This is a genomic window from Pseudomonas sp. YH-1, from assembly GCF_051990045.1.
GTDB lineage: Bacteria > Pseudomonadota > Gammaproteobacteria > Pseudomonadales > Pseudomonadaceae > Pseudomonas > Pseudomonas nicosulfuronedens.
On the sequence record NZ_CP178184.1, the window covers coordinates 5225897 to 5246794 of the forward strand.

Consider the following 20898-nt stretch of genomic DNA (forward strand, 5'->3'; position numbering starts at 1 on the left):
GCGCCGTTTTTTTCTTGCCGATTTTCAACTAGCGGCGGACCGCCACCACCTCCAGGTATTCACTGGGGATCACCAGCGACGCCGGACCGGCACGGTTGCTACGCTCCAGCAACTGCGTGAGGTCACGCTCCAGCGCTGCCGCATCCGCCTCAGGCAACGAGGCAAACGCCTTGTGTACCGGCCCGTACCAGGTGCGGAACACTTCCAGGAAGTGTGCCGCCGAGCGATAGCGGAAGTTGAAGGTCTGCCGGGTTGCGCGCAACTCGCTGACCGAGTCGCCGAACAGTTCGTGCAGGTACTCCTCGCGCCCCCAGCCCGATGGTGGACGCACACCTGACGCTGGCGGGATGTAACCCGACAACACCTTGAACACCTGGCCGATGAAGCCTTCCGGCGTCCAGTTGGCCAGGCCTATGCGGCCTCCAGCACGGCAGACCCGCGCGAGTTCACCCGCCGCCTTGGGTTGATCCGGGGTAAACATAACGCCGAAGGTGGAAACCACCGCATCGAAACTGCCGGGCTCGAAAGGCAACGCCTCGGCATCGGCCTCGCGGAATTCCACGGCCAGGTGTTCAGCACGGGCCCGCTCGGCACCCAGTTCCAGCAGGCGCGGCACGTAGTCCGTGGAAACGACCCGGCAACCTCGGCGGGCCGCCGCCAGGGTGGCATTGCCATTGCCGGCGGCCACATCCAGCACGCGCTCATCGCAGCGCAGGTCGCAAGCCTCGGCCAGGCGTTCGCCGACGATCTGCAGGGTGGTACCGATCACGGCGTAGTCGCCGCTGGCCCAGGTGGCCATCTGGCGTTGTTTCAGGGCATCGAAGTCAACAGGGGCATTCATCTTGTTGTTCTCCAGGCGTCGAGGCGCCTTATTCGGCGGTGGTCGGATCCAGGGTGGTGACAACCTGCGACACCCGGTTGGCCGGGAAGCCGCCCAGGCGGGCGTGCTCGCGCACGGCGGCCTCATCGGGGGCGATGTACAGGCAGTAGATGCGATCAGCGAGCACGTAGCTGTGCAGCCACTGCACCTGGGGACTCAACTGGCTCAGCACCTGGCAGGACTTCTGCGCGACGGCCTTGAAATCGCGTTCGGACAGGGCTCCGACGCCGGGGATCTCGCGCTCGATAACGAACTTCGGCATGACACTCTCCATAGGGTGGGATAGTGCGGGTACCGCGACATCCCGCACCTTCATGCTGCTCCTGGCGCCTGAGGACGTCCTGCTCCAGCGTCGGCGTTCCCTGCCCGATCGTCCGGCCGGCGCTTGCCGCCTCGCTTTCGCGCGCAAAATCCGAGAAATGCCCGCCCGGAGGGATCGGCCATGAGCTCGGAAAGCATCCTCGCCGCCCAGCAGCGTCTGACTCGCCTGGTACAGCAGCGACCCGGCGTTGCCCTGGTGGAGGAAACCCCCGCCATCGCGCAATGGGAAGGCGCGGGCAAGACCCACACCCGACACCCGGACGGCAACGTCATCCACACCGATCTGCCCCGTGAACTGGGCGGCGACGGCGAGCGGGTCAGCCCCGGCTGGCTGCTGCGCGCCGCCATGGCCTCCTGCGCGGTGACGCGCATCGCCATGCTGGCCAACGAGACCGGTGTCGCACTGCAGAAGCTGGAAGCCGAGGTCGGTTCCATCACCGACGTGCATGGCCTGCTGGGGCTCAGCCGGGAGGATGGCCAGCCCGCCTCGCCGGGTCCCACGCAAGCCCGTCTGCAGGTGCGAATCGCCGCGGCGCAGGTGCCGGACGAACAGCTGCGGGAACTGGTCAGCGAGGCCATTCGCCTGTCGCCGATGGTCGCCGCCTTTCGCGACGCCATACCGGTCCAACTGGACATCGACACCGGTCCTGCCTGATGGACGCACTCTCCGAAACCCTGCGGGTGGTGCGGCTGGTCGGTGCGATCTTCATCAATGCGCGCTTCACTGCGCCCTGGTGCTACCAGTCGCCGCGCGCCGATTCGGTGGTCGGCCTGCTGGAGCCGGGCGCCGAGCAGGTGGTGATCTTCCACCTGATTACCGAGGGTGAATGCTTCGTCGAGATGGGCAAGGCCGAGCCAGTGAAACTGATCGCCGGTGACGCGGTGATCTTTCCCCAGGGCCACGCCCACCGCATGACTTCGAAGCCCGGCGTCCCACCCGCCACCGGCGCGCGGCTGGATGCCGTCCTGGCCCGTCGCCCGCGCCAGCTGGCCTATGGCGGAGGTGGCGCGACGACTCGCCTGGTGTGCGGCTACCTTGCCTGCGACGCACGCCTGGCAAGGCTCCTGCTTGCGGGACTGCCAGCGCTGGTGAAGGTCAACGTGCGGGGTTCGGCGGCCGGCGCCTGGCTCGAGTCCTCGGTGCGCTACGCGCTGGCCGAGGCGCGCTCGCCGCGCCCTGGCGGCGCGGGCGTACTGGCCAAGCTGGCAGAGGTGTTGTTCATCGAAGTATTGCGTCTGTACATGGAGGAGCAAGGTGAGGAGCGCAGCGGATGGCTGGCCGGGCTGCACGACCGCATCGTCGGCAATGCCCTCGGCGCCCTGCACCAGTCACCCGCTCACGCCTGGAGCCTGGAAGAGCTGGCACGCTGCTCGGGCACCTCGCGCTCGGTGCTGGCCGAGCGTTTTCAGCAATTCGTCGGCTGCCCGCCGATGCAGTACCTCACCCAGTGGCGCATGCTGCTGGCCGCCAATCTGCTGCGCGGCAGCAACGCTCCGCTGGCGCGGATTGCCGAAGACGTCGGCTATCAGACGGACACCGCCTTCAGCCGCGCCTTTCGCCGTGAATACGGCTGCCCGCCAGCGGCCTGGCGGCGCGGCCAGGCCGCCACCGCCCGCCCCGGCTATTCGTAGGAGCGAGCTTGCTCGCGAACCCACTTGACACTGGAATCGCGGGAAAGCGTTCGCGAGCAAGCTCGCTCCTACAAAAAAACTTCCCGCCAGCGCAGCTACAACCCCATCTGCTTGGCGATGATCTCGTTCATGATCTCTCGCGTGCCGCCGCCGATGGAGAGGATGCGATTGTCGCGGTACAGCCGTTCCACCAGGCTCTCGCGCATGTAGCCCATGCCGCCCAGCACCTGCACCGCGTCGTAGGTCACCCGGTCGGCCACGTCGGTGGCGAAGTTCTTGGCCATGGAGATTTCCTTGATCACGCTCTTGCCCGCCGCCATCTTCGCCGCCTGGCGGTAGGTGAACTCGCGGGACACTTCCACCTGGGTGGCCATCTCCGCCAGCCGGTGCTTGAGCACCTGGAACTTGCCGACGGGCTTGCCGAAGGCTTCACGCTCGCGACTCCAGGCCAGCGCCTCGTCCAACGCCAGCTGCGCGGTCATGTTGGCCATGATTGCCAGCGCCAGACGCTCGCTCTGGAAGTTCGCCATGATGCAGGCAAACCCCATGTTCTCCGCGCCGATAAGGTTCTCCACCGGCACCTTGCAGTCATCGAAGAACAGCTCGGCGGTGTCGGATGCCCACCAGCCCATCTTCTTCAGCTTGCGGCTCACGGTGAAACCGGGCGTGCCCTTCTCCACCAGCAGCAGGCTGACGCCACCGAAGCCATCGCCGCCGGTGCGCACGGCGACGGTGTAGTAGTCGGCGCGTACACCGCTGGTGATGAAGGTTTTGCTGCCGCTCACGCGGTAGTGGTCGCCGTCGCGCACGGCCCGAGTCTTCAGGCTGGCTACGTCGGAGCCGCCGGACGGCTCGGTGACCGCCAGCGCCATGATCTTCTCGCCGGTCAGCACCTGCGGTGCGATGCGCTCGCGCAGCTCCGGGCGGCCCCACTTGATCAGTGGCGGCAGGCCGATATCCAGCGAGCCCAACCCGGCCACAAGACCGCCGGAACCGCAGCGCATCAGTTCTTCGCTGGCCGCTACCTTGGCAAACAGGTCGCCTTCATGGCTGCCGCCCAGCGCCTCGGGATAGCCGATGCCGAGGATGCCGGCCTCGCCCGCCTTGCGGTACAGCTCGCGGGGAAACTCCTCGGCCTCCTCCCAATCGGCGACGTGGGGGAGGATTTCACGCTCGACGAAGCGTCGCACGCTGTCGCGAACCAGGCGGTGGCTGTCATCGAAGTACTCGGCGAACACGGACATGGCAAGGCTCCAGATGATTTGACTGAAACTTACCGAGCGCTTGCTTGGTTTTCAAGGCGAGACACCTGCCATCGGCTAGGACAGATGCGCCGTCCCGAACCGCTCGCGGTACGCCGAAGGCGCCACGCCCGCCGCACCCCGGAAGGCATTGCGGAAGCTTTCCACGGTGCCGAAGCCGCATTGCTCGGCTATCCGCTCCACACTGTCGGCGCTGCTTTCCAGCAATTCGCGGGCGCGCAGCATGCGCTCGTGCTGCAACCAGGCCTTGGGCGTCATCCCCGTCGCCTCGCTGAAACGGCGCAGGAAGGTGCGCTCGCTCATGGCCATGCGGCTCGCCAGCTCACCGACGGCGATCGACCGGTGCAGCCGTTGCCGGGCCCAATCCAGCAGCCCCGCGAGGTCATGCCTGGGCGCCTGCGCCACCGGTGCGGGGATGAACTGCGCCTGACCGCCGCCGCGCTGCGGCGACATCACCAGCCGCCGCGCCACGGTATTGGCCACCTGCGCGCCGAAGTCCCGCGCCACCAGGTGCAGGCAGGCATCGATGCCGGCTGCGCTGCCGGCAGAGGTGATCAGTTGCCCGACATCCACATAGAGCACCTGGGCATCGACTTCGATGGCCGGGAAGCGCGTCGCCAGCTCCTCGGCGTAGCGCCAGTGCGTGGTCGCCCGCTGGCCATCCAGTAATCCCGTGGCGGCGAGGACGAAGACCCCGGAGCAGATCGACAGTAACCGTGCGCCTTCGTCATGGGCCTTGCGCAACGCCTGCACCAGCTCTGCGGACGGCGCCTCGTCGCGGTCACGCCAGCCCGGCACGATGACGGTGCCCGCCGTGTCGAGTGACTCCACCCCACCGTCGGCCAGCACGCGGATGCCACCCAATGCCCGCATCGGTCCGTCGTCCACGGCAACGACCCGGTGGCTGTACCAGGGGAATTCGAACTCGGGGCGCGGCAGGCCGAAGATCTCCACGGCGATGCCGAATTCGAAGGTGCACAGGCCGTCGTAGGCGAGAACGGCGACTTCCAGGGGATTGCGCGGCATTTGGCAGAAAACTTCCGATCACTGTCCAGGCCGCCACTGTAGCCGGCTTTTGCCCCGCCTTACAGTAGCCCTGTCTTCCACAGGAGCCCCAGCATGCCCAGCCTCGTCAGCCAGTTCCCCGCCGCCCTGCCCGCCGACGCCCTTGCCCACTTCAGCCATCGCCTGGCCTTCGAGACCGACTGCTCGGATGTGAACGACGCCCTGCAGCACGGCGAACAGGATTTCGTCCTGCTCGATGTGCGAAACGCCGCCGCCTTCGCCCGCGGCCATGTGCCCGGCGCGCTGAACCTGCCGACACGGGAGATCGACGCGCGGCGTATGGCGCAGTTCCTACCGGGCACCCTGTTCGTCGTCTACTGCGCCGGGCCGCACTGCAACGGTGTGCACCGTGCTGCTGCGAAGCTCGCGGCACTGGGTTTGCCGGTGAAGGAAATGATTGGCGGAGTGGCCGGCTGGCTGGATGAGGGGCTGGTGCTGGTCGGTGCGACGGGTGAAGCGCTGCGGACTGACGGAACAGGTCTTTTTTGCGCCTGTTGATCGCAGAAACAACAAGGCCGGAATGTCTCCGGCCTTGCTCGAATCCTTCTGGTTGGCCTGTCAGCTGCTGATAGGCCGACGCCCCGCCAGGGCGTGGGCCAGCGTGCCGCCATCCACCAGTTCAAGCTCGCCGCCCAACGGCACGCCATGGGCGATGCGCGACAGCACCAGATCGCCGCCGCCGAGCAACTGAGCGATGTAGTGGGCCGTCGCCTCACCCTCCACCGTGGGGTTGGTGGCCAGGATGATCTCGCTGAAATGGCCGGCCTTGATCCGCGCTTCCAGCTCGGGAATGCCGATGGCTTCCGGCCCGAGGCCGTCCAGCGGCGACAGGTGTCCCTTGAGCACGAAGTAGCGGCCGCGGTAGCCGGTCTGCTCGACGGCGAACACGTCCAGCGGGCCTTCCACCACGCACAGCAGGCTGTCATCGCGGCGCGGATCGGTGCATTGCGGGCAGAACTCGTCTTCCGACAGGGTGCGGCACTGCTTGCAATGTCCGACGCCCTCCATCGCCTGGGTCAGCGCCTGGGCCAGACGCAGACCGCCGCTGCGGTCGCGCTCCAGCAGCTGCAGCGCCATGCGCTGGGCACTCTTCTGTCCCACTCCGGGCAGGGTGCGCAGGGCATCGATCAGTTGGCGGATCAGCGGCGTGAAGCTCATGGGGCAGTCTCGGGTTTCGGGAGGGTTAGAACGACTGTAGGAGCGAGCCTGCCCGCGAAGCCCGCCCAGCCACCAGGGCCAGAAGAGCGTTCGCGAGCAAGCTCGCTCCTACAGGTCAGCAGGATGCCTGGATCAGAAAGGCATCTTGAAGCCGGGCGGGAGTTGCATACCGGCGGTCATGCCGGACATCTTGTCCTGGTTGTTCTGCTCGATCTTGCGCACGGCGTCGTTCACCGCGGCGGCGATCAGGTCTTCGAGGATTTCTTTGTCTTCCTGCATCAGGCTGTCATCCAGGGAGACACGCTTGACGTCGTGGCGACCGGTCATCACCACGCTCACCAGGCCGGCGCCGGATTGACCGGTCACTTCGGCGTTGGCCAGCTCTTCCTGCATCTTCTGCATCTTTTCCTGCATCTGCTGGGCCTGCTTCATCAGGCCGGCCATGCCACCTTTCATCATCTCGAGTTCCTCGATTCGTTCAGTCGTCGGCCAAGGCTCAAGCCTTGGCCTCCAGGGGTTCGATAGTACCGTCGCGGACCACCGCGGCGAACTGTTGCTTCATCTGTAGCACATACGGGTCGGCAGCAATCGACGCCTCGGCCTGGCGCTGACGCTCGGCGCGCTTGCGCGCGGCGGCCTGGGCCGGGGTTTCCTGCTCGGGCTTCTGCTGGGTGACCTGCAGCGTCAGAGTGCGCCCGTGGAACTGGTTCAGCGCATCGTTCAGGCGACGTTGCTGGGTCGCGTTGAACAGCGCGCTCTGGCCCGGGTCCAGGTGCAGGTGCCAGTTGTCGCCATCCACCGCCACCAGCGTGCAGTTGGCGCCGATGCTGGCGGTCAGGCCGGCCAGTCCCAGGCGCGGGAACAGGTCCAACCACTCGGCGGCAAGGCCGGTCGCGGGCATGGCGGCGGGCTCGGGCTCCGGTTCGGCCTGCTCCTGCGGCGCCTCGCTCTCGAGGTAGCCGTAGGACTCCATGTCGACTTCGTAGTAGTCCTCGGCGGGTGGCGGCTCTTCGTCGCGGTCATCGTCATCGGCCGGAGCTTCGGCCGCGACGGGTGCGGGAGCAGCCACCGGCACAGGAGTTGGCTCTGCCGCTACGGGCGCAGGTGCAGGTGCAGGTGCAGGTGCTGCAGGCTCGAGCGGTGCGGGAGCGGCGGCAACCGGTGCGGAGGGTTCGTCCCACGGCAGATCGACAGGCGCTTCGGCAACCGGCGACTGCGGCTCGATGGCCAGAGCAACAGGCTCTGCTGCGACAACCACTTCCGGCTGCGCTTCAACCGGCGCGGGAGCCACTTCAACGACCGGGGCAGGAGCGGCAACAGGCGCAGTCTCCACCACCGGAGCCGGAGCCGGAGCCAGAGCCGCCTGAGGCTGCGGCGCGGCAACGGTCGGGGCAACCTCGGCAACCGGAGCTACAGGTGCGGGCGTAACAGGCGGCGGAGCAATGGCTGCAACCGGCGCTGCAACGGCGGCGCCGGCCACTGGGTTAGGGTTGGAATCAGCCGTGGCCTTGCTGATCCCCAGGTCCTTTAGTGGCGATCTGGGCGCGCCGTCGGCATCGGCCGGGCGGAACGCCAGCATGCGCAGCAGCACCATCTCGAAACCACCACGGGGATCGGGCGCCAACGGCAGGTCGCGGCGGCCGATCAGGCCCATCTGGTAGTAGAACTGTACGTCCTCGGCCGGCAGCGCCTGGGCCAATGCCAGCACGCGGTCGCGGTCGCCCTGGCCGTTGTCCACCGCCTCGGGCAGCGCCTGGGCGATGGCCACACGGTGCAGCACATTGAGCATTTCAGCCAGCACGCCGCCCCAGTCCGGGCCTTGCTCGGCCAGGTGGCGGACGGCTTCCAGCAGCGCGCGTGCATCGCCTTCCAGCAGTGCGTGAAGCACGCCGTAGACCTGCCCGTGATCCAGGGTACCGAGCATGGCGCGCACGTCGGCGGCCAGCACCTTGCCTTCGCCGAAGGCAATGGCTTGGTCGGTGAGGCTCATGGCATCACGCATGGAACCGTCGGCGGCGCGGCCGAGCAGCCACAGAGCATCGTCCTCGAACGGCACGTTCTCGGCGTCCAGAACGTGGGTGAGATGCTCTACCACGCGCTCCGGCGGCATGTTCTTCAGCGAGAACTGCAGGCAGCGCGAGAGAATGGTCACCGGAAGTTTCTGCGGGTCAGTGGTGGCCAGCAGGAATTTCACGTGGGGCGGCGGCTCCTCCAGGGTCTTCAACAGGGCGTTGAAGCTGTGGCTGGAGAGCATGTGCACTTCGTCGATCAGGTAGACCTTGTAGCGTCCGCGGGTCGGCGAGTACTGCACGTTGTCGAGCAGCTCGCGGGTGTCCTCGACCTTGGTGCGGCTGGCGGCGTCCACTTCGATGAGGTCGACGAAGCGACCCTCATCGATCTCTCGGCACACCGAACACTGCCCGCAGGGAGTCGAGCTGACACCGGTCTCGCAGTTCAGGCACTTGGCGAGGATGCGCGCGATGGTGGTCTTGCCCACGCCACGGGTACCGGTGAACAGATAGGCGTGGTGCAGGCGCTGGTTGTCCAGCGCATTGATCAGGGCCTTGAGCACATGGGTCTGGCCGACCATTTCGCGGAACGAGCGCGGACGCCATTTGCGAGCAAGAACCTGATAACTCATTGAAATCCATCGCGACGGGTAAGCAGAAGTGCGCTAATCCTAGCGAAGCGGACCGTAAATTGCACCCGATGTCCGCACCGGTCGCTATCGCATCTTGGCAAGGGCCGGGCTACACGGCATTGTGTTGTCCTTCTGCCATCAACGGAGTCTTGATGCGCTTCCTCGCCACCGCCCTGCTGCTGACCGCCACCCTCGCCCAGGCCGACGACCGTCCCCTGCGCTTTTCGGTGGTCGACAGCTGGGCAATGCCGCTGGCGCAGATCGAGAACGGCGAACTGACCGGCGGCATCATGTTCGAGCTGTTCAAGGAAACGGCGCGCGAACTGGGCCGGCCCGCTGCCTTCCATATCGTGCCCCGTGCTCGTATCGAACAGGCACTGCTCAGCCATTCAGTGGACGTACGCTGCTATGTCTCGCGCACCTGGATCGAGCATGAATTCAATGACTACCGCTGGACCGCGCCGCTGATGGTGCAGCGCGACCTGCTGGTCGTCCGCGACGCCCCGGCCGACAAGCTGGAAACCCTGCCCAGCCAATCCGTCGGCACCGTGCTGGGCTATCACTACCCGCGCCTGCAGCCACTGCTGGACAGCCATTGGCTGAGCCGCGACGACGCGCGCAACCAGGAACTGGTGCTGAAGAAGCTGCGCATCGGCCGCTATCAGTACGCGATCAGCAGCGAGTTTGCGCTGAACTGGTTCAACCGCGAACTACCCGAAGCGGAACGTCTGAGAATCGCCAGCGTGATCGAGGAAACGCCGCTGTCGTGCATGGTGCTGGATGCGCCCGAAGTCCGTGCCGACGAGGTGCTCTCGGTACTGGCGAAAATCAAGGCGTCGGGGAAGATCGAGCAGATCCTGGATCACTACCGCTGAGGCGGCGGATGCATCAACAGGATGGGGGCCACGAATTTTACTGACCCCGAAATGGAGGCGGCCCCGCCAGCCACACCCCGGCACACAATGTCCCCGCCTTGGCTGCTTCCTTCCGGACCTGACCAGGTAAGCGAGTAATCGTTGCGGGGGGACCGACAGGGCCACCATCGCGAGAGCTCGCCAGATCAGCGAGCCGCGCCATTGTAGCGGCTTGAGCGCAAGTTACAAGTACTTCAAGCACTTAGCGACGTTCCCCAAGCAATTCCCGACCTTCATCACGAATTTGCGTTTTCATTAAGGGAATTGCCTTACAGCCAGTTCAGAAAATTCCAATGGTGCCGACGCTTAGGGGTGAACCCGTCGCTCAAAGACGGGCCATGACCGAGCGAGGAATGCCAGCATGTTCGTAGCACTGCGATCCACTACTCTCGTTGTCCTGCTCTTCTCGCCCCCACTGATGGCTTACGATGGCGTCATCCACTTCAGCGGGGCCGTGGTCGAGCCAACCTGCCAGGTCGGGCTGATCGACGTGACGGCCCGCAGCGCACGCGTGCAGCTGAGCGCGTGCAACAAGGCCATGACAATGATGCTGAACGAGCCGCGCGGCGCGATGCCCAGTGTGAGCTACCGGCTGACCGATGCGCGCGGCAAGGCGCTGGGGAAAGGCATCAAGACCACCGGCGATACCGACAGCGTCATCCGCGAGGTAGTCGACGGCGACCTACCCGCGGACCAGCGCAATGTGGTGCTGGTGGCAGAGTACCTGTAACGGGCGTCACTGTCCCTGGAGCAATCCTTCGGGCCGAGGCTGGGTGGAGACTTCCAGGTTCGGCCCGATGAACAGATCCATCTTGCTGTAGCCCGGACGGGTACTGAAGGTGGAGTAGCGCTCCGCCCCCTGGTGGAACTGGAAGGCCACGCGGTACTCGCCCGAACGCAGCAGACGCAGCGGGAAGGCGCGTGCTTCGCCTGGCTTGATTTCGCCCGCGAGACTCTCCTCGCCGTTTTCCTTGAAGCTGTAGCTCACCGCCGGCCCGCCCACGCCTTCATAGTGAAGGACGATCTGCGGGCGCTCGGTCCAGGCCACGTAAGCCCCGAACAGCACTACCAGTGCCCCGACGCCGAGCAGGCGCTGCTTTCTTGCCTTGTCCATCTTGCTCTCCGTCAACCGATGGCCCGCCCCGCTCTGCTTTGCAACACACAGGTCGGAACAGGCCTGCCGATCAGTTCAGGCTGTCGACCAGGGCCTTGGCAGGCACCAGGCGCACAGCCTTCTTCGCGGCGATCTCGATGGTCTTGCCGGTCTGCGGGTTGCGGCCGGTACGGGCAGCGCGTTCGGTGACCTTGAGCTTGCCGATACCCGGCAGGGTCAGCTCACCGTCATTCTCCAGAGCGTCCTGGGCGATCTGCGCCAGTTGCTCGAACACGCCGCGCACGGCGGCCTGGGTCAGGTCGAGGGATTCGGCGATATCGCGAACCAGTTGGTCCTTGGTCATGGGCATAAAGTGACTCCTTGATGCGTTGATCTTGATTCTTTGATCGGAAGAAAGGCTTGTCAGGCGCCGATGCCGTGATCGGCCAGCAGCTTGATCAGCTGCTCTTCGTCCATCACGGCGACGCCAAGTTCCTGGGCCTTGGCCAACTTTGAACCCGCTCCCGGTCCGGCGACGACGCAGTGGGTCTTGGCCGAGACAGAGCCGGCCACCTTGGCGCCGAGGCTTTCGAGTTTTTCCTTGGCGATGTCGCGGCTCATGGCTTCCAGGGTGCCGGTGAGCACCCAGGTCTGGCCGGCCAGCGGCAGGCCTTCGACGACCTTGCGCTCGCTGCGCCAGTGCATGCCGAACTCCGCCAACTGCGCTTCGACGGCCTTGGCGCGCTCGACACGAGCAGCATCGGCGAAGTACTCGCGCACCGACTGCTTGGCCTTCTCGTTCACGCCCTTGAGGGTGCTGAGGTCCAGCCAGTCCTGGCTGAGGGTGATGAGTGCGTCGAGGCTGCCGGTGCGATCAGCCAGCTTTTCGGCGCCCGTGGCGGCGATGAAAGGGATGTTCAGCTTGTCGATGAAGCCCGCCAGCGTCGCGACAGCGGCGAACTCGGCGGACACCCCACCTTCGTCCTGCAGTTCGATACCGCGCTCCAGCAATTGCTGGATCACGCTGCGGTTGTGCTCGTCATCGAAGAAGTTGTGGATCTCGTAGGCCACTTCGCCACCGACGTCCGGCAGGTAAGTGAGCACTTCCGGCAGCGCCTTCTGGATGCGTACCAGGGAGCCCAGGGAGCGCGCCAGCAGCTTGGCGGTTTCCTCACCCACATCCGGAATGCCCAGAGCGAAGACGAAACGCGCCAGCGCCGGCTTGCGACTCTCCGCGATGGCGGCGAGCAGGTTGCGCGTGGAGACTTCGGCGAACCCCTCCAGCTCGATGACTTGCTCGAAGGTCAGGGTGTAGAGGTCGGCCGGGGATTTCACCAGCCCCTTATCCACCAGTTGCTCGACGATCTTGTCGCCAAGGCCGTCGATGTCCATGGCGCGGCGCGAGACGAAGTGGATGATTGCCTGCTTGAGCTGCGCCTGGCAGAAAAGCCGGCCGACACAGCGGTAGATGGCACCTTCGCTGACCGACTCCCTGCCCTTGCTTCGCTTGACCAGCTGGGTGCGCTCGACTTGCGAGCCGCAGACCGGGCACTGGGTGGGGATCGCCACCGGACGCGCATCCGCCGGGCGCCGCTCGGTGACGACCTGCATGACCTGTGGAATCACGTCGCCGGCACGGCGGATGATCACGGTATCGCCGATCATCAGGCCCAGGCGGGCGACCTCGTCCATGTTGTGCAGCGTGGCGTTGGACACCGTTACGCCAGCCACCTGGACCGGCTTGAGGCGCGCCACGGGCGTTACCGCGCCGGTGCGGCCGACCTGGAATTCCACGTCCAGCAATTCGGTCAACTCTTCGCGAGCCGGGAACTTGTGAGCGATGGCCCAGCGCGGCTCGCGGGCACGGAAGCCCAGCTCACGCTGGAAGTCGATGCGGTTGACCTTGAACACTACGCCGTCGATTTCGTAGGCAAGGCTGTCGCGGCGGGCACCGATGTCTTCGTAATAAGCGCGACAACCTTCGACGCCCTTGGCGAGCTTCAGCTCGCGGCTGATCGGGATGCCCCAGCCCTTGAGGGCTTCGAGGATATTGACCTGAGTGCCGGGCAGCGCGCCACCCTCGACACGGCCGAAACCGTAGCAGCAGAACTCCAGCGGGCGGCTGGCGGTGATCTTCGAATCCAGCTGGCGCAGGCTGCCGGCCGCGGCATTGCGCGGGTTGGCGAAGGTCTTGCCGCCGGCTTCCATCTGCCGCTCGTTGAGCGCCTCGAAGCCAGCCTTGGACATGAAGACCTCGCCGCGCACTTCCAGCACCGCCGGCCAGCCCTCGCCCTTCAGGCGCAGCGGCACATTGCGGATGGTGCGTACGTTGACACTGATGTCCTCTCCGGTGGTGCCGTCGCCGCGCGTAGCGCCACGGGTCAGCACGCCGTTCTCGTACAGCAGGCTGACCGCCAGACCATCAAGCTTGGGCTCGCAGCTGTACTCCACCTCCGCGCCGCCACCGAACAGGTCCGATGCCGGCAACTGGTCCGCCAGCCCCTCACGCACTCGGCGGTCGAAATCGTTGAGGTCCTGCTCTTCGAAGGCGTTGCCCAGGCTGAGCATCGGCACTTCGTGACGCACTTCGCCGAATGCGGAGGCAGCCGCACCGCCGACCCGCTGGGTCGGCGACTCGGGAGTGATCAGTTCAGGATGCTCGGCTTCCAGCGCCTTCAGCTCGCGGAACAGACGGTCGTACTCGGCGTCCGGCACGCTCGGCTCGTCGAGCACGTAGTAGCGGTAGTTGTGGTCGTCGAGCTCGCTGCGCAGCTGGGCAATGCGTTCGGCAGCGATCTGGGAGTCGGTCATGCGGGAATCTCGGGCGGCAATAGGTTGCGGCTAGAAATGCAAAGCCCCAAGGGTCGCTTGGGGCTTCATTTGCAGCGTGCGGAAAGCTTAGCGCTTCTGGGTCAGGGCGCGTCGCTCGAAATCGATGATGCGCTGACGGTAGTGCTCGATGGTCTGTGCAGTCATCACGCTGCGCTGCTCGTCCTTCAGCTCGCCATTGAGCTCCTGGGCCAGCTTGCGGGCGGCGGCGATCATCACGTCGAACGCCTGCTTGGGATGGCGCGGGCCCGGCAGGCCGAGGAAGAAGCTCACCGCGCGGGTGCTGAACTGGTCGATGTTGTCCAGATCGAAGGTACCCGGCTTGACCGCGTTGGCCATGGAGAACAGCACTTCACCGTTGCCGGCCATGCTCTCGTGGCGGTGGAAGATGTCCATCTCGCCATAGCGCAGGCCGCTTTCGAGGATGTTCTGCAGCAGCGCCGGGCCCTTGAAGCCGTTCTCGTCGCGGCTGATGACGTTGATGATCAGCACTTCATCAACCGGTGCCTGGGGCGCCGACGGAGCCGCAGCGGCGGGAGCAGCGCGCTCCTTGTCCTTCTTGCGGTCCTTCTTCGCCTTGTCCTTCTCTGCCGGCACGTCGTCCAGCGGATTGGGGAAATCCTCTTCGTCCAATGGGCCGAGCAGGTTCGGCGCCGGGTCGTCCAGGTTCAGGTCGCCCTGGCGCGGCTCGCCGCGGCGCTTGCCACGGGACTCCTTGGCACTGACCTTGGGCAGGTCTTCCTCGTCGAGCTCCGGCTCGCGATGGTCGACTACCCGGGAAGGCCCGAGCAATTCCGGGTTGGTTTCGTCCCCGTCATCGGGCTGGTTGGCAAACTGGCGATCCAGTTTGAAACGCAACTTGCCCTTGCCACCCCGCATGCGACGCCAACCGTCGAACAGAATGCCGGCGATGACGATGAGCCCAATGACGATCAGCCATTCGCGCAGACCGATATCCATCTAATCCCGTAGCCCCTGAACAAAAAATGATGATGAAGAAAAGGACATCCTATCCCTTGAAAACGTGGAGCCAACTTCATGTTCTGACTGATGTTTTCCACGCGATACAAAAGTGGGCGTTAAGCTAACACGCTCTCACATAACTTTACACTGCCTGAGGCGACACTCCGCCGCACTCTTTGCAACTTTTCATAGCGGCTGCCGCTTGAGTGCCTCAGCCGAATCCTACCCCAATCAAATCAATGCCTTAGGCTTGAAACAAAGCATCTTGCCAGCATAGCTCAAGTTCGCCTGATCGATCACGCTTCAGCGAGCGCAACAGCCTCTTCCACATCCACCGCCACCAGACGCGAACATCCCGGTTCGTGCATGGTCACGCCCATCAATTGATCGGCCATCTCCATGGCGATCTTGTTGTGGGTGATATAGATGAACTGCACTTTCTCCGACATCTCCTTCACCAGCCGCGCATAACGGCCGACGTTGGCATCGTCCAGCGGCGCGTCGACTTCGTCGAGCATGCAGAACGGTGCCGGGTTCAGCTGGAAGATCGCAAACACCAGCGCCAGAGCGGTCAGGGCCTTCTCGCCACCGGACAGAAGATGGATGGTGCTGTTCTTCTTGCCCGGCGGCCTCGCCATGATCGCCACCCCGGTATCGAGTAGATCCTCGCCGGTAAGTTCCAGATAGGCGTGACCGCCGCCGAAAACCTTGGGGAACAATGCCTGAAGGCCAGCATTGATCTGGTCGAAGGTTTCCTTGAAGCGGTTGCGGGTTTCCTTGTCGATCTTGCGGATGACGTTTTCCAGGGTATCCAGCGCCTCCACCAGGTCGTCGTTCTGGTCATCCAGGTAGCGTTTACGCTCGGATTGCTGCTGGTATTCCTCGATGGCCGCGAGGTTGATCGGCCCCAGGCGACCGATGCGCGCAGCCAGTTCTTCCAGGCGGGTTTCCCAGACCTTCTCGGCAGCGTCAACGGGCAAGGTGCCCAGCACGCCGTGCAGGTCATAGCCATCCTCATGGAGCTGTTCCTGCAGTGACTTGCGTCGCACGCTCAGGGCCTGCCATTCCATGCGCTGCTGCTCCAGTTGGCCGCGCAACAGCTGCGACTGCTGCTCGGCCTGGGTGCGGCGCTTCTCGGCGTCGCGCAGTTGGCGGTCGGCATCTTCCAGCGCCAGACGCGCGTGCTTGAGTTCGTCCTCCACCGCCATGCGCCGGTCAAGCAACTCTTCCAGGCGCATGCGCAGTTCTTCCAGCGGCGCGGCGCCCTCCTCCAGATTGAGGTTTAGCTGCTCGCAACGCTCGACCAGTCGCACGGCCTGGCTGTCCAGGCGCTCCAGCGCTTGGCGGGTGGATTCGTGCTGGGCGCGCAGGGAGCCCACGCGCACAGCCAACTGATGGGCGTGGTCCTTGTGCTGGCGGGACTCCTGGCGAATGCGGTCGAGCTTCTCGCGCATGCCGTCGCGCTCGGCGAGCAGCGATTCGCGACGCTCGGTGTCCACGGCCATGGCGTCCAGCGCTTCCTGCAGGCTCAGGCGCGCTTCGCCCAGCTGCTCCTGCTCGACGGCATGCTGTTCGGCCAGCTCTGCCAGCTCTTCGTCCAGACGTCGACGGCGCAGAGTCAGCTGCTCGACCTTGGCCTGCTGCGCGGACAGCTGCGCCTTCAGCTCACCCTGGCGGCGACCTTCGTCCTGCAGGCGGCGACGCACCTGATCACGACCTTCCTCAGCCTGACGCTGCTCGTCACGCAGGCGCGCCAGTTGTTCGTCGATCTCGGCGAGGCGCTGCTCCAGCGTTTCGCGCTCGGCGTAAAGGCGCTCCAGCTCCTGGCCACGCGCCAGCACACCGCCATCGGCGGACTCACCACGGCGCACGCGCAGGAAGTTCCGGCCCACCCAGTAGCCGTCGCGGCTGATCAGGCTTTCGCCATCACCTAGCGAAGCGCGCTGGGCCAGCGCCTGCTCCAGGGTTTCGACCGGGCGCACGCGACCCAGCCAGTAGCTCAGGTCGACATTCGTCTCGACCTTGTCCAGCAGGCTGCCAGGCCGCGAAACGGCACCAGCAGCCAGATCGAGCAGGCGCAGTTCGCCTTTCTCCAACGCGTCGAATGGCAGCCCTTTCACGTCGTCCAGCAGCACGCCGTGCAGGTCGGCACCGAGCACGGTTTCCACCGCCAGTTCCCAGCCCGCCTGTACGCGCAGGCCTTCAGCGAGGCGCGGCCGCTGTTCCAGCCCTTGCTGACGCAGCCATTGCGCGGTGCCGTCGCCCGGATCGAGCGCGGCTTGCTGCAGCGCCTCCAGCGAGGCAATGCGGCCATTCAGACGCTGTAGCTCGCCCTGCGCCTGGTGCTGCGCGGCGGTGCTTTCCTGCAGGAACTGGCGCACGCGCTCCAGGCGCTCGGCCAGCTCCTGCTCTTCGATCTGCGACTCCTCCAGCAGCAATTCGATGGCGGCGACCTGCTCGCCCAGCTCGAGGATCGCGGCGTCTTCCGGATCGGCGGCCAGTTGCGTGCGCTCGTCGCTCAGGCGGCGCTGACGCTCGCCCTGGCGCTCCAGGCTCTGCTCCAGGTGCTGGATGCGCGACTGCTGAACTTCCGCCTCGCGACGCGGTTCGGCGCTCTGCTGGTTGAAGGCATCCCAGCGCTGTTGCCAGTCGTGCATGCGCTGCTCGGCGTCTTCCAGCCCGACGGTAGCCTCCTCGGCGGCAGCGGCGCTGATTTCCTGTTCCGGGGCGAGACGCTCCAGCTCCTCGCCCAGGGTGGCGAGCAGGGTGCGGTCGTGGCCCAGGTGGGACTCGGTTTCCTGGCGGGTCTTGTCGGCCTCGCGCAGGTCGTCCTGCAACTGGCGCAGGCGCTGCTGGCCATGCTGGATGCTCTGCTCGACGCGGGCGATGTCGCCCCCCACGGAATAGAAACGACCCTGCACCTGGTTGAAGGTTTCCGACAGCTCATGGTGGCCGTCGCGCAGGCGCTCGATGCTGGCGTCGGCGCTACGCTGCTCGGCCACCAACGCCTCGAAGGCCACTTCCTGGTCGCCGATCACCTTTTCCTTCTGCCCGACCTGCTCGTTCAGGTCGCGCCAGCGCAAGGCGCCGAGCTGTGCCTTGAGGGTGCGCTCCTCGGCCTTGAATTCCTGGTATTTCTCCGCCGACTGGGCCTGGCGGTGCAGGCGCTCCAGCTGGCGCTCCAGTTCTTCGCGCAGGTCGGTCAGACGCGCAAGGTTTTCCTGGGTGCGGCGGATGCGGTTCTCGGTCTCGCGGCGGCGCTCCTTGTACTTGGAGATGCCGGCGGCTTCCTCGATGAAGTTGCGCAAATCCTCGGGCTTGGCTTCGATCAGCTTGGAGATCATGCCCTGTTCGATGATCGAGTAGCTGCGCGGCCCAAGGCCGGTGCCGAGGAAGATGTCGGTGATATCACGGCGCCGGCACTTGGTGCCGTTGAGAAAATAGGTGTTCTGGCCGTCGCGGGTCACGCGGCGGCGGATGGAAATCTCGGCATAGCTGGCGTATTCGCCGAGCAGGGTCTGGTCGGAGTTGTCGAACACCAGTTCGATGGATGCCTGGGTCACCGGCTTGCGCGTGTTGGAGCCATTGAAGATGACGTCGGTCATCGACTCGCCACGGAGGTTCTTCGCCGAACTCTCACCCATTACCCAACGAACGGCGTCGATGATGTTGGACTTTCCGCAACCGTTGGGGCCGACGACGGCCGCCATGTTGCTCGGGAAATTGACCGTCGTCGGGTCGACGAAGGACTTGAAGCCTGCCAGCTTGATGCACTTGAGCCGCATGAGCCCTCTTCCCCCGTCCGTCTCTTATTGAGAGCTTATCGTTCTGCCAGTGCAGCCAGAACCAGCTGGCTGTTGTGCCGACCGTAGTCGAGCAGGACCTCGCGGATACCCGCCTCGTCGCGGCCCACCACCGCGCGCAGCAGGTTTTCGAAGCTGCCGATGAACTGACTCATCTCGCCTTTGCGGCGCTCCAGGGCCAGATGATAGGTGCGACTGATGGCCGGCAGGAGATTTTCCACGGTTTCCTGCAGGTAGGGATTGGCGGCGAACGGGAAGGCAGCGCGCATGATGTCGAAGCTGGATTCGACGAAGGCATTGATGTCGCCGCGCTCGAGCTCGTCCAGCAGGCGCCGCTGTATCGCCATGAAGGGTGCCAGGTCAGCTTCTTCGCGCCAGGTCCGCGCCACGCTGCTGGCGAGCATGATGTACAGCTCCATCACCAGCGAGTAGAGGCTTTCCACGTGCGCTGCGGACAGCTCGGACACCTGCGCCCCCCGGCGCGGCAGGATCACCACCAGGTGGCGGCGCTCGAGGATCAGCAGCGCCTCGCGGACCGAGCCGCGGCTGACGTTGAGGGTCTGGGTGACCTTCTGTTCCTGGATGCGCTCGCGCTCCTTGAGTTCGCCCCGGATGATGCGTTCGGCAAGGTGATGCGCGATCTGCTCAGCCAGGCTGTCCGGGGCCTTGAACGTCATGGTTGTCCTTAAGAATCGGGGCGCTTTCGAGGGGCTACTGCGGACGCGAAGTGTAACACAGGGTGTTACCCCGCCATCCCCCGCCCAGGAGGGACGACAGAACAAAGGTTGGTGCATCCATCGGGAGGAACAGGCGCAGGATTGTCTGACAATCCTACACAAGAGACGTATCGGGAGTCGTCCATGTTCGCTTTGTTCCTTTCCCCTGCCTGGATGTTGCGTCTCAAGAAAGCCGGCTACTGGATCTGGCTGGTCCCGGTCTTCGGCATTCCCGTCAGCTACTGGTGGTCGTTCGGTAGCGATTATCCCAACGCCTGGGCCTGGCTGGTCATCACCGTGGTGTTCGGGGTGATCCCGCTGCTGGACTTCGTGGTCGGCCGCGACCCGGCCAACCCTGACGAGGTGGAGGAAGTCCCGCCCATGGAGCGCGAGGGCTACTACCGCTTCCTCAGCCTGCTGACCGTGCCGCTGTTGCTGGGCATGCTGGTCTACGGCGGCTGGGTGCTGGCCACCTATGACGCCTGGAACTGGGTTGGCCAGCTCGGCTGGATCCTTTCCGTGGGCACCGTCATGGGCGCCATCGGCATCACCGTCTCCCACGAGCTGATCCACAAGGACCCGCAACTGGAGCAGAACGCCGGCGGCCTGCTGCTGGCAGCGGTGTGCTACGCAGGCTTCAAGGTAGAACACGTACGCGGCCACCACGTGCATGTCTCAACGCCGGAGGACGCCTCGTCCTCGCGCTACGGCCAGAGTCTCTACGCCTTCCTGCCCCACGCCTACAAGCACAACTTCCTCAACGCCTGGAAGCTGGAGAGCGAGCGCCTCAAGCGCAAGGGCCTGCCGGCGCTGCACTGGCGCAACGAGCTGATCTGGTGGTACGTGATCAGTGCGCTGTTCCTGGTCGGCTTCAGCGTCGCCTTCGGCTGGATCGGCGCGCTGTACTTCATCGGCCAGTCGGTGATGGCCTTCACCCTGCTGGAAATCGTCAACTACGTGGAGCACTACGGACTGCACCGTCGCCGCCTGGACACAGGGCGCTACGAGCGAACCACCCACGAGCACTCCTGGAACAGCAACTTCCTGCTGACCAACCTGTTCCTCTTCCACCTGCAGCGCCATTCCGACCACCACGCCAATGCCAAGCGCCGCTATCAGGTGCTGCGCCACTTCGATGAGAGCCCGCAGTTGCCCAACGGCTACGCCGGAATGATCGTCCTGGCGCTATTCCCACCACTCTGGCGCGCGGTGATGGACCGCCGCGTACGCGCCTACTACGCCGGCGAGGAATACCAGCTGAGCGCTACCCAGCAGGCCTGATCGAAGAGTTCCACGCCTTGGCGGCAAGCCCTACCCCGGCTTGCCGCCTTTTTTCTTTCTGCTGTCCGGCACCGGGCCGCTCTTCGCAGGATGGCGTGGAGCGCAACGATACCCATCACTCCCGCGTGAAGACAGCATGGGTATCGCTTAGGCTCCACCCATCCTACCGGGCTAGCACGGTGCAGACCGGCCATATCGGTAGTTCACGAGCAAGCTCGTTCCTACAAAAAACAGTCCCGCTCGCGCCGTCTATCACCTGCGGAAAAACTTTCTGACCATTCGGACAGAAATTTTATTGACTCAAAAGTCAGCTTTCCATAAATTCGCCTCCAGTGCCCTA

19 protein-coding genes and 1 other RNA gene are annotated in these 20898 nt (G+C 65.1%); 6 read left to right on the forward strand and 14 right to left on the reverse strand.

Going from position 1 to position 20898, the window contains the following annotated elements:
• Window positions 1-28: 28 nt before the first annotated feature.
• Together ACKI1H_RS23760 and ACKI1H_RS23765 are read right to left on the reverse strand one after the other, a co-directional pair.
• The gene (locus ACKI1H_RS23760) at window positions 29-841 is read right to left on the reverse strand and encodes a class I SAM-dependent methyltransferase (RefSeq protein ID WP_440466565.1); all 813 of its coding nucleotides are present in this window, start codon (window positions 839-841) and stop codon (window positions 29-31) included.
• 28 nt (window positions 842-869) lie between these two features.
• Window positions 870-1142, reverse strand: coding sequence for a DUF4242 domain-containing protein (locus ACKI1H_RS23765; RefSeq protein WP_440466566.1), 273 nt, complete (start codon window positions 1140-1142; stop codon window positions 870-872).
• Between the two features lie 180 nt (window positions 1143-1322).
• On the opposite strand from ACKI1H_RS23765, the gene ACKI1H_RS23770 reads away from it, so the two are divergent.
• Together ACKI1H_RS23770 and ACKI1H_RS23775 are read left to right on the forward strand one after the other, a co-directional pair.
• A complete protein-coding gene (locus ACKI1H_RS23770) occupies window positions 1323-1856 on the forward strand; it encodes an OsmC family protein (RefSeq protein WP_440466567.1) in 534 nt (177 codons plus the stop codon).
• Complete coding sequence (locus ACKI1H_RS23775; RefSeq protein ID WP_440466568.1) at window positions 1856-2833, forward strand: AraC family transcriptional regulator; 978 nt, start codon at window positions 1856-1858, stop codon at window positions 2831-2833. The genes ACKI1H_RS23770 and ACKI1H_RS23775 overlap by 1 nt, the downstream gene beginning before the upstream one ends.
• A 95-nt stretch (window positions 2834-2928) precedes the next feature.
• Here the strand turns inward: ACKI1H_RS23775 and ACKI1H_RS23780 are convergent, their stop codons facing one another.
• Window positions 2929-4077, reverse strand: coding sequence for an acyl-CoA dehydrogenase family protein (locus tag ACKI1H_RS23780; protein ID WP_138521715.1), 1149 nt, complete (start codon window positions 4075-4077; stop codon window positions 2929-2931).
• A gap of 75 nt (window positions 4078-4152) precedes the next feature.
• Complete coding sequence (gene ftrA / locus ACKI1H_RS23785; protein WP_138521717.1) at window positions 4153-5121, reverse strand: transcriptional regulator FtrA; 969 nt, start codon at window positions 5119-5121, stop codon at window positions 4153-4155.
• Between the two features lie 93 nt (window positions 5122-5214).
• Between ftrA and ACKI1H_RS23790 the strand changes: the two genes are divergently transcribed.
• Window positions 5215-5658, forward strand: a complete 444-nt coding sequence (locus tag ACKI1H_RS23790) for a rhodanese-like domain-containing protein (RefSeq protein ID WP_440466569.1) — start codon at window positions 5215-5217, stop codon at window positions 5656-5658.
• A 60-nt stretch (window positions 5659-5718) separates the two neighbouring features.
• Here the strand turns inward: ACKI1H_RS23790 and recR are convergent, their stop codons facing one another.
• The 3 genes from recR to dnaX all read right to left on the reverse strand — a co-directional run bounded on the left by recR (window position 5719) and on the right by dnaX (window position 8959).
• The gene (gene recR, locus ACKI1H_RS23795) at window positions 5719-6318 is read right to left on the reverse strand and encodes a recombination mediator RecR (RefSeq protein ID WP_138521721.1); all 600 of its coding nucleotides are present in this window, start codon (window positions 6316-6318) and stop codon (window positions 5719-5721) included.
• A 132-nt stretch (window positions 6319-6450) separates the two neighbouring features.
• Complete coding sequence (locus ACKI1H_RS23800) at window positions 6451-6777, reverse strand: YbaB/EbfC family nucleoid-associated protein (RefSeq protein ID WP_045209089.1); 327 nt, start codon at window positions 6775-6777, stop codon at window positions 6451-6453.
• Between the two features lie 37 nt (window positions 6778-6814).
• Window positions 6815-8959 (reverse strand): DNA polymerase III subunit gamma/tau, encoded by a 2145-nt coding sequence (dnaX, locus tag ACKI1H_RS23805; RefSeq protein WP_440466570.1) that lies wholly within the window; start codon window positions 8957-8959, stop codon window positions 6815-6817.
• A 152-nt stretch (window positions 8960-9111) separates the two neighbouring features.
• Here dnaX and ACKI1H_RS23810 point away from each other — a divergent pair, with 152 nt between their 5' ends.
• The gene (locus ACKI1H_RS23810) at window positions 9112-9834 is read left to right on the forward strand and encodes a substrate-binding periplasmic protein (RefSeq protein WP_440466571.1); all 723 of its coding nucleotides are present in this window, start codon (window positions 9112-9114) and stop codon (window positions 9832-9834) included.
• A 61-nt stretch (window positions 9835-9895) separates the two neighbouring features.
• On the opposite strand, the gene ffs is transcribed toward ACKI1H_RS23810, so the two are convergent.
• An RNA gene (gene ffs, locus ACKI1H_RS23815) (signal recognition particle sRNA small type) lies at window positions 9896-9992 on the reverse strand.
• 242 nt (window positions 9993-10234) lie between these two features.
• On the opposite strand from ffs, the gene ACKI1H_RS23820 reads away from it, so the two are divergent.
• Window positions 10235-10603: a hypothetical protein gene (locus ACKI1H_RS23820; RefSeq protein ID WP_440466572.1), complete on the forward strand. Its 369-nt coding sequence runs from the start codon at window positions 10235-10237 to the stop codon at window positions 10601-10603.
• A gap of 6 nt (window positions 10604-10609) precedes the next feature.
• On the opposite strand, the gene ACKI1H_RS23825 is transcribed toward ACKI1H_RS23820, so the two are convergent.
• The 6 genes from ACKI1H_RS23825 to ACKI1H_RS23850 form a co-directional block, all read right to left on the reverse strand.
• Window positions 10610-10987, reverse strand: coding sequence for a hypothetical protein (locus ACKI1H_RS23825; protein ID WP_138521729.1), 378 nt, complete (start codon window positions 10985-10987; stop codon window positions 10610-10612).
• Between the two features lie 70 nt (window positions 10988-11057).
• Window positions 11058-11360 carry an HU family DNA-binding protein gene (locus tag ACKI1H_RS23830; RefSeq protein ID WP_440468904.1) on the reverse strand — a complete coding sequence of 101 codons (303 nt, stop codon included), beginning with the start codon at window positions 11358-11360 and terminating at the stop codon, window positions 11058-11060.
• 29 nt (window positions 11361-11389) lie between these two features.
• Complete coding sequence (ligA, locus tag ACKI1H_RS23835; RefSeq protein ID WP_440466573.1) at window positions 11390-13777, reverse strand: NAD-dependent DNA ligase LigA; 2388 nt, start codon at window positions 13775-13777, stop codon at window positions 11390-11392.
• Window positions 13778-13864: 87 nt separating this feature from the next.
• A complete protein-coding gene (zipA, locus tag ACKI1H_RS23840) occupies window positions 13865-14755 on the reverse strand; it encodes a cell division protein ZipA (protein ID WP_138521735.1) in 891 nt (296 codons plus the stop codon).
• 299 nt (window positions 14756-15054) lie between these two features.
• Window positions 15055-18543, reverse strand: coding sequence for a chromosome segregation protein SMC (gene smc / locus ACKI1H_RS23845; RefSeq protein ID WP_440466574.1), 3489 nt, complete (start codon window positions 18541-18543; stop codon window positions 15055-15057).
• Window positions 18544-18578: 35 nt separating this feature from the next.
• On the reverse strand, window positions 18579-19238 hold the full coding sequence (locus tag ACKI1H_RS23850; RefSeq protein WP_138521739.1) for a GntR family transcriptional regulator: 660 nt from the start codon (window positions 19236-19238) through the stop codon (window positions 18579-18581).
• A 183-nt stretch (window positions 19239-19421) separates the two neighbouring features.
• Between ACKI1H_RS23850 and ACKI1H_RS23855 the strand changes: the two genes are divergently transcribed.
• Window positions 19422-20558 carry an alkane 1-monooxygenase gene (locus ACKI1H_RS23855; protein ID WP_280055727.1) on the forward strand — a complete coding sequence of 379 codons (1137 nt, stop codon included), beginning with the start codon at window positions 19422-19424 and terminating at the stop codon, window positions 20556-20558.
• Window positions 20559-20898 lie beyond the last annotated feature (340 nt).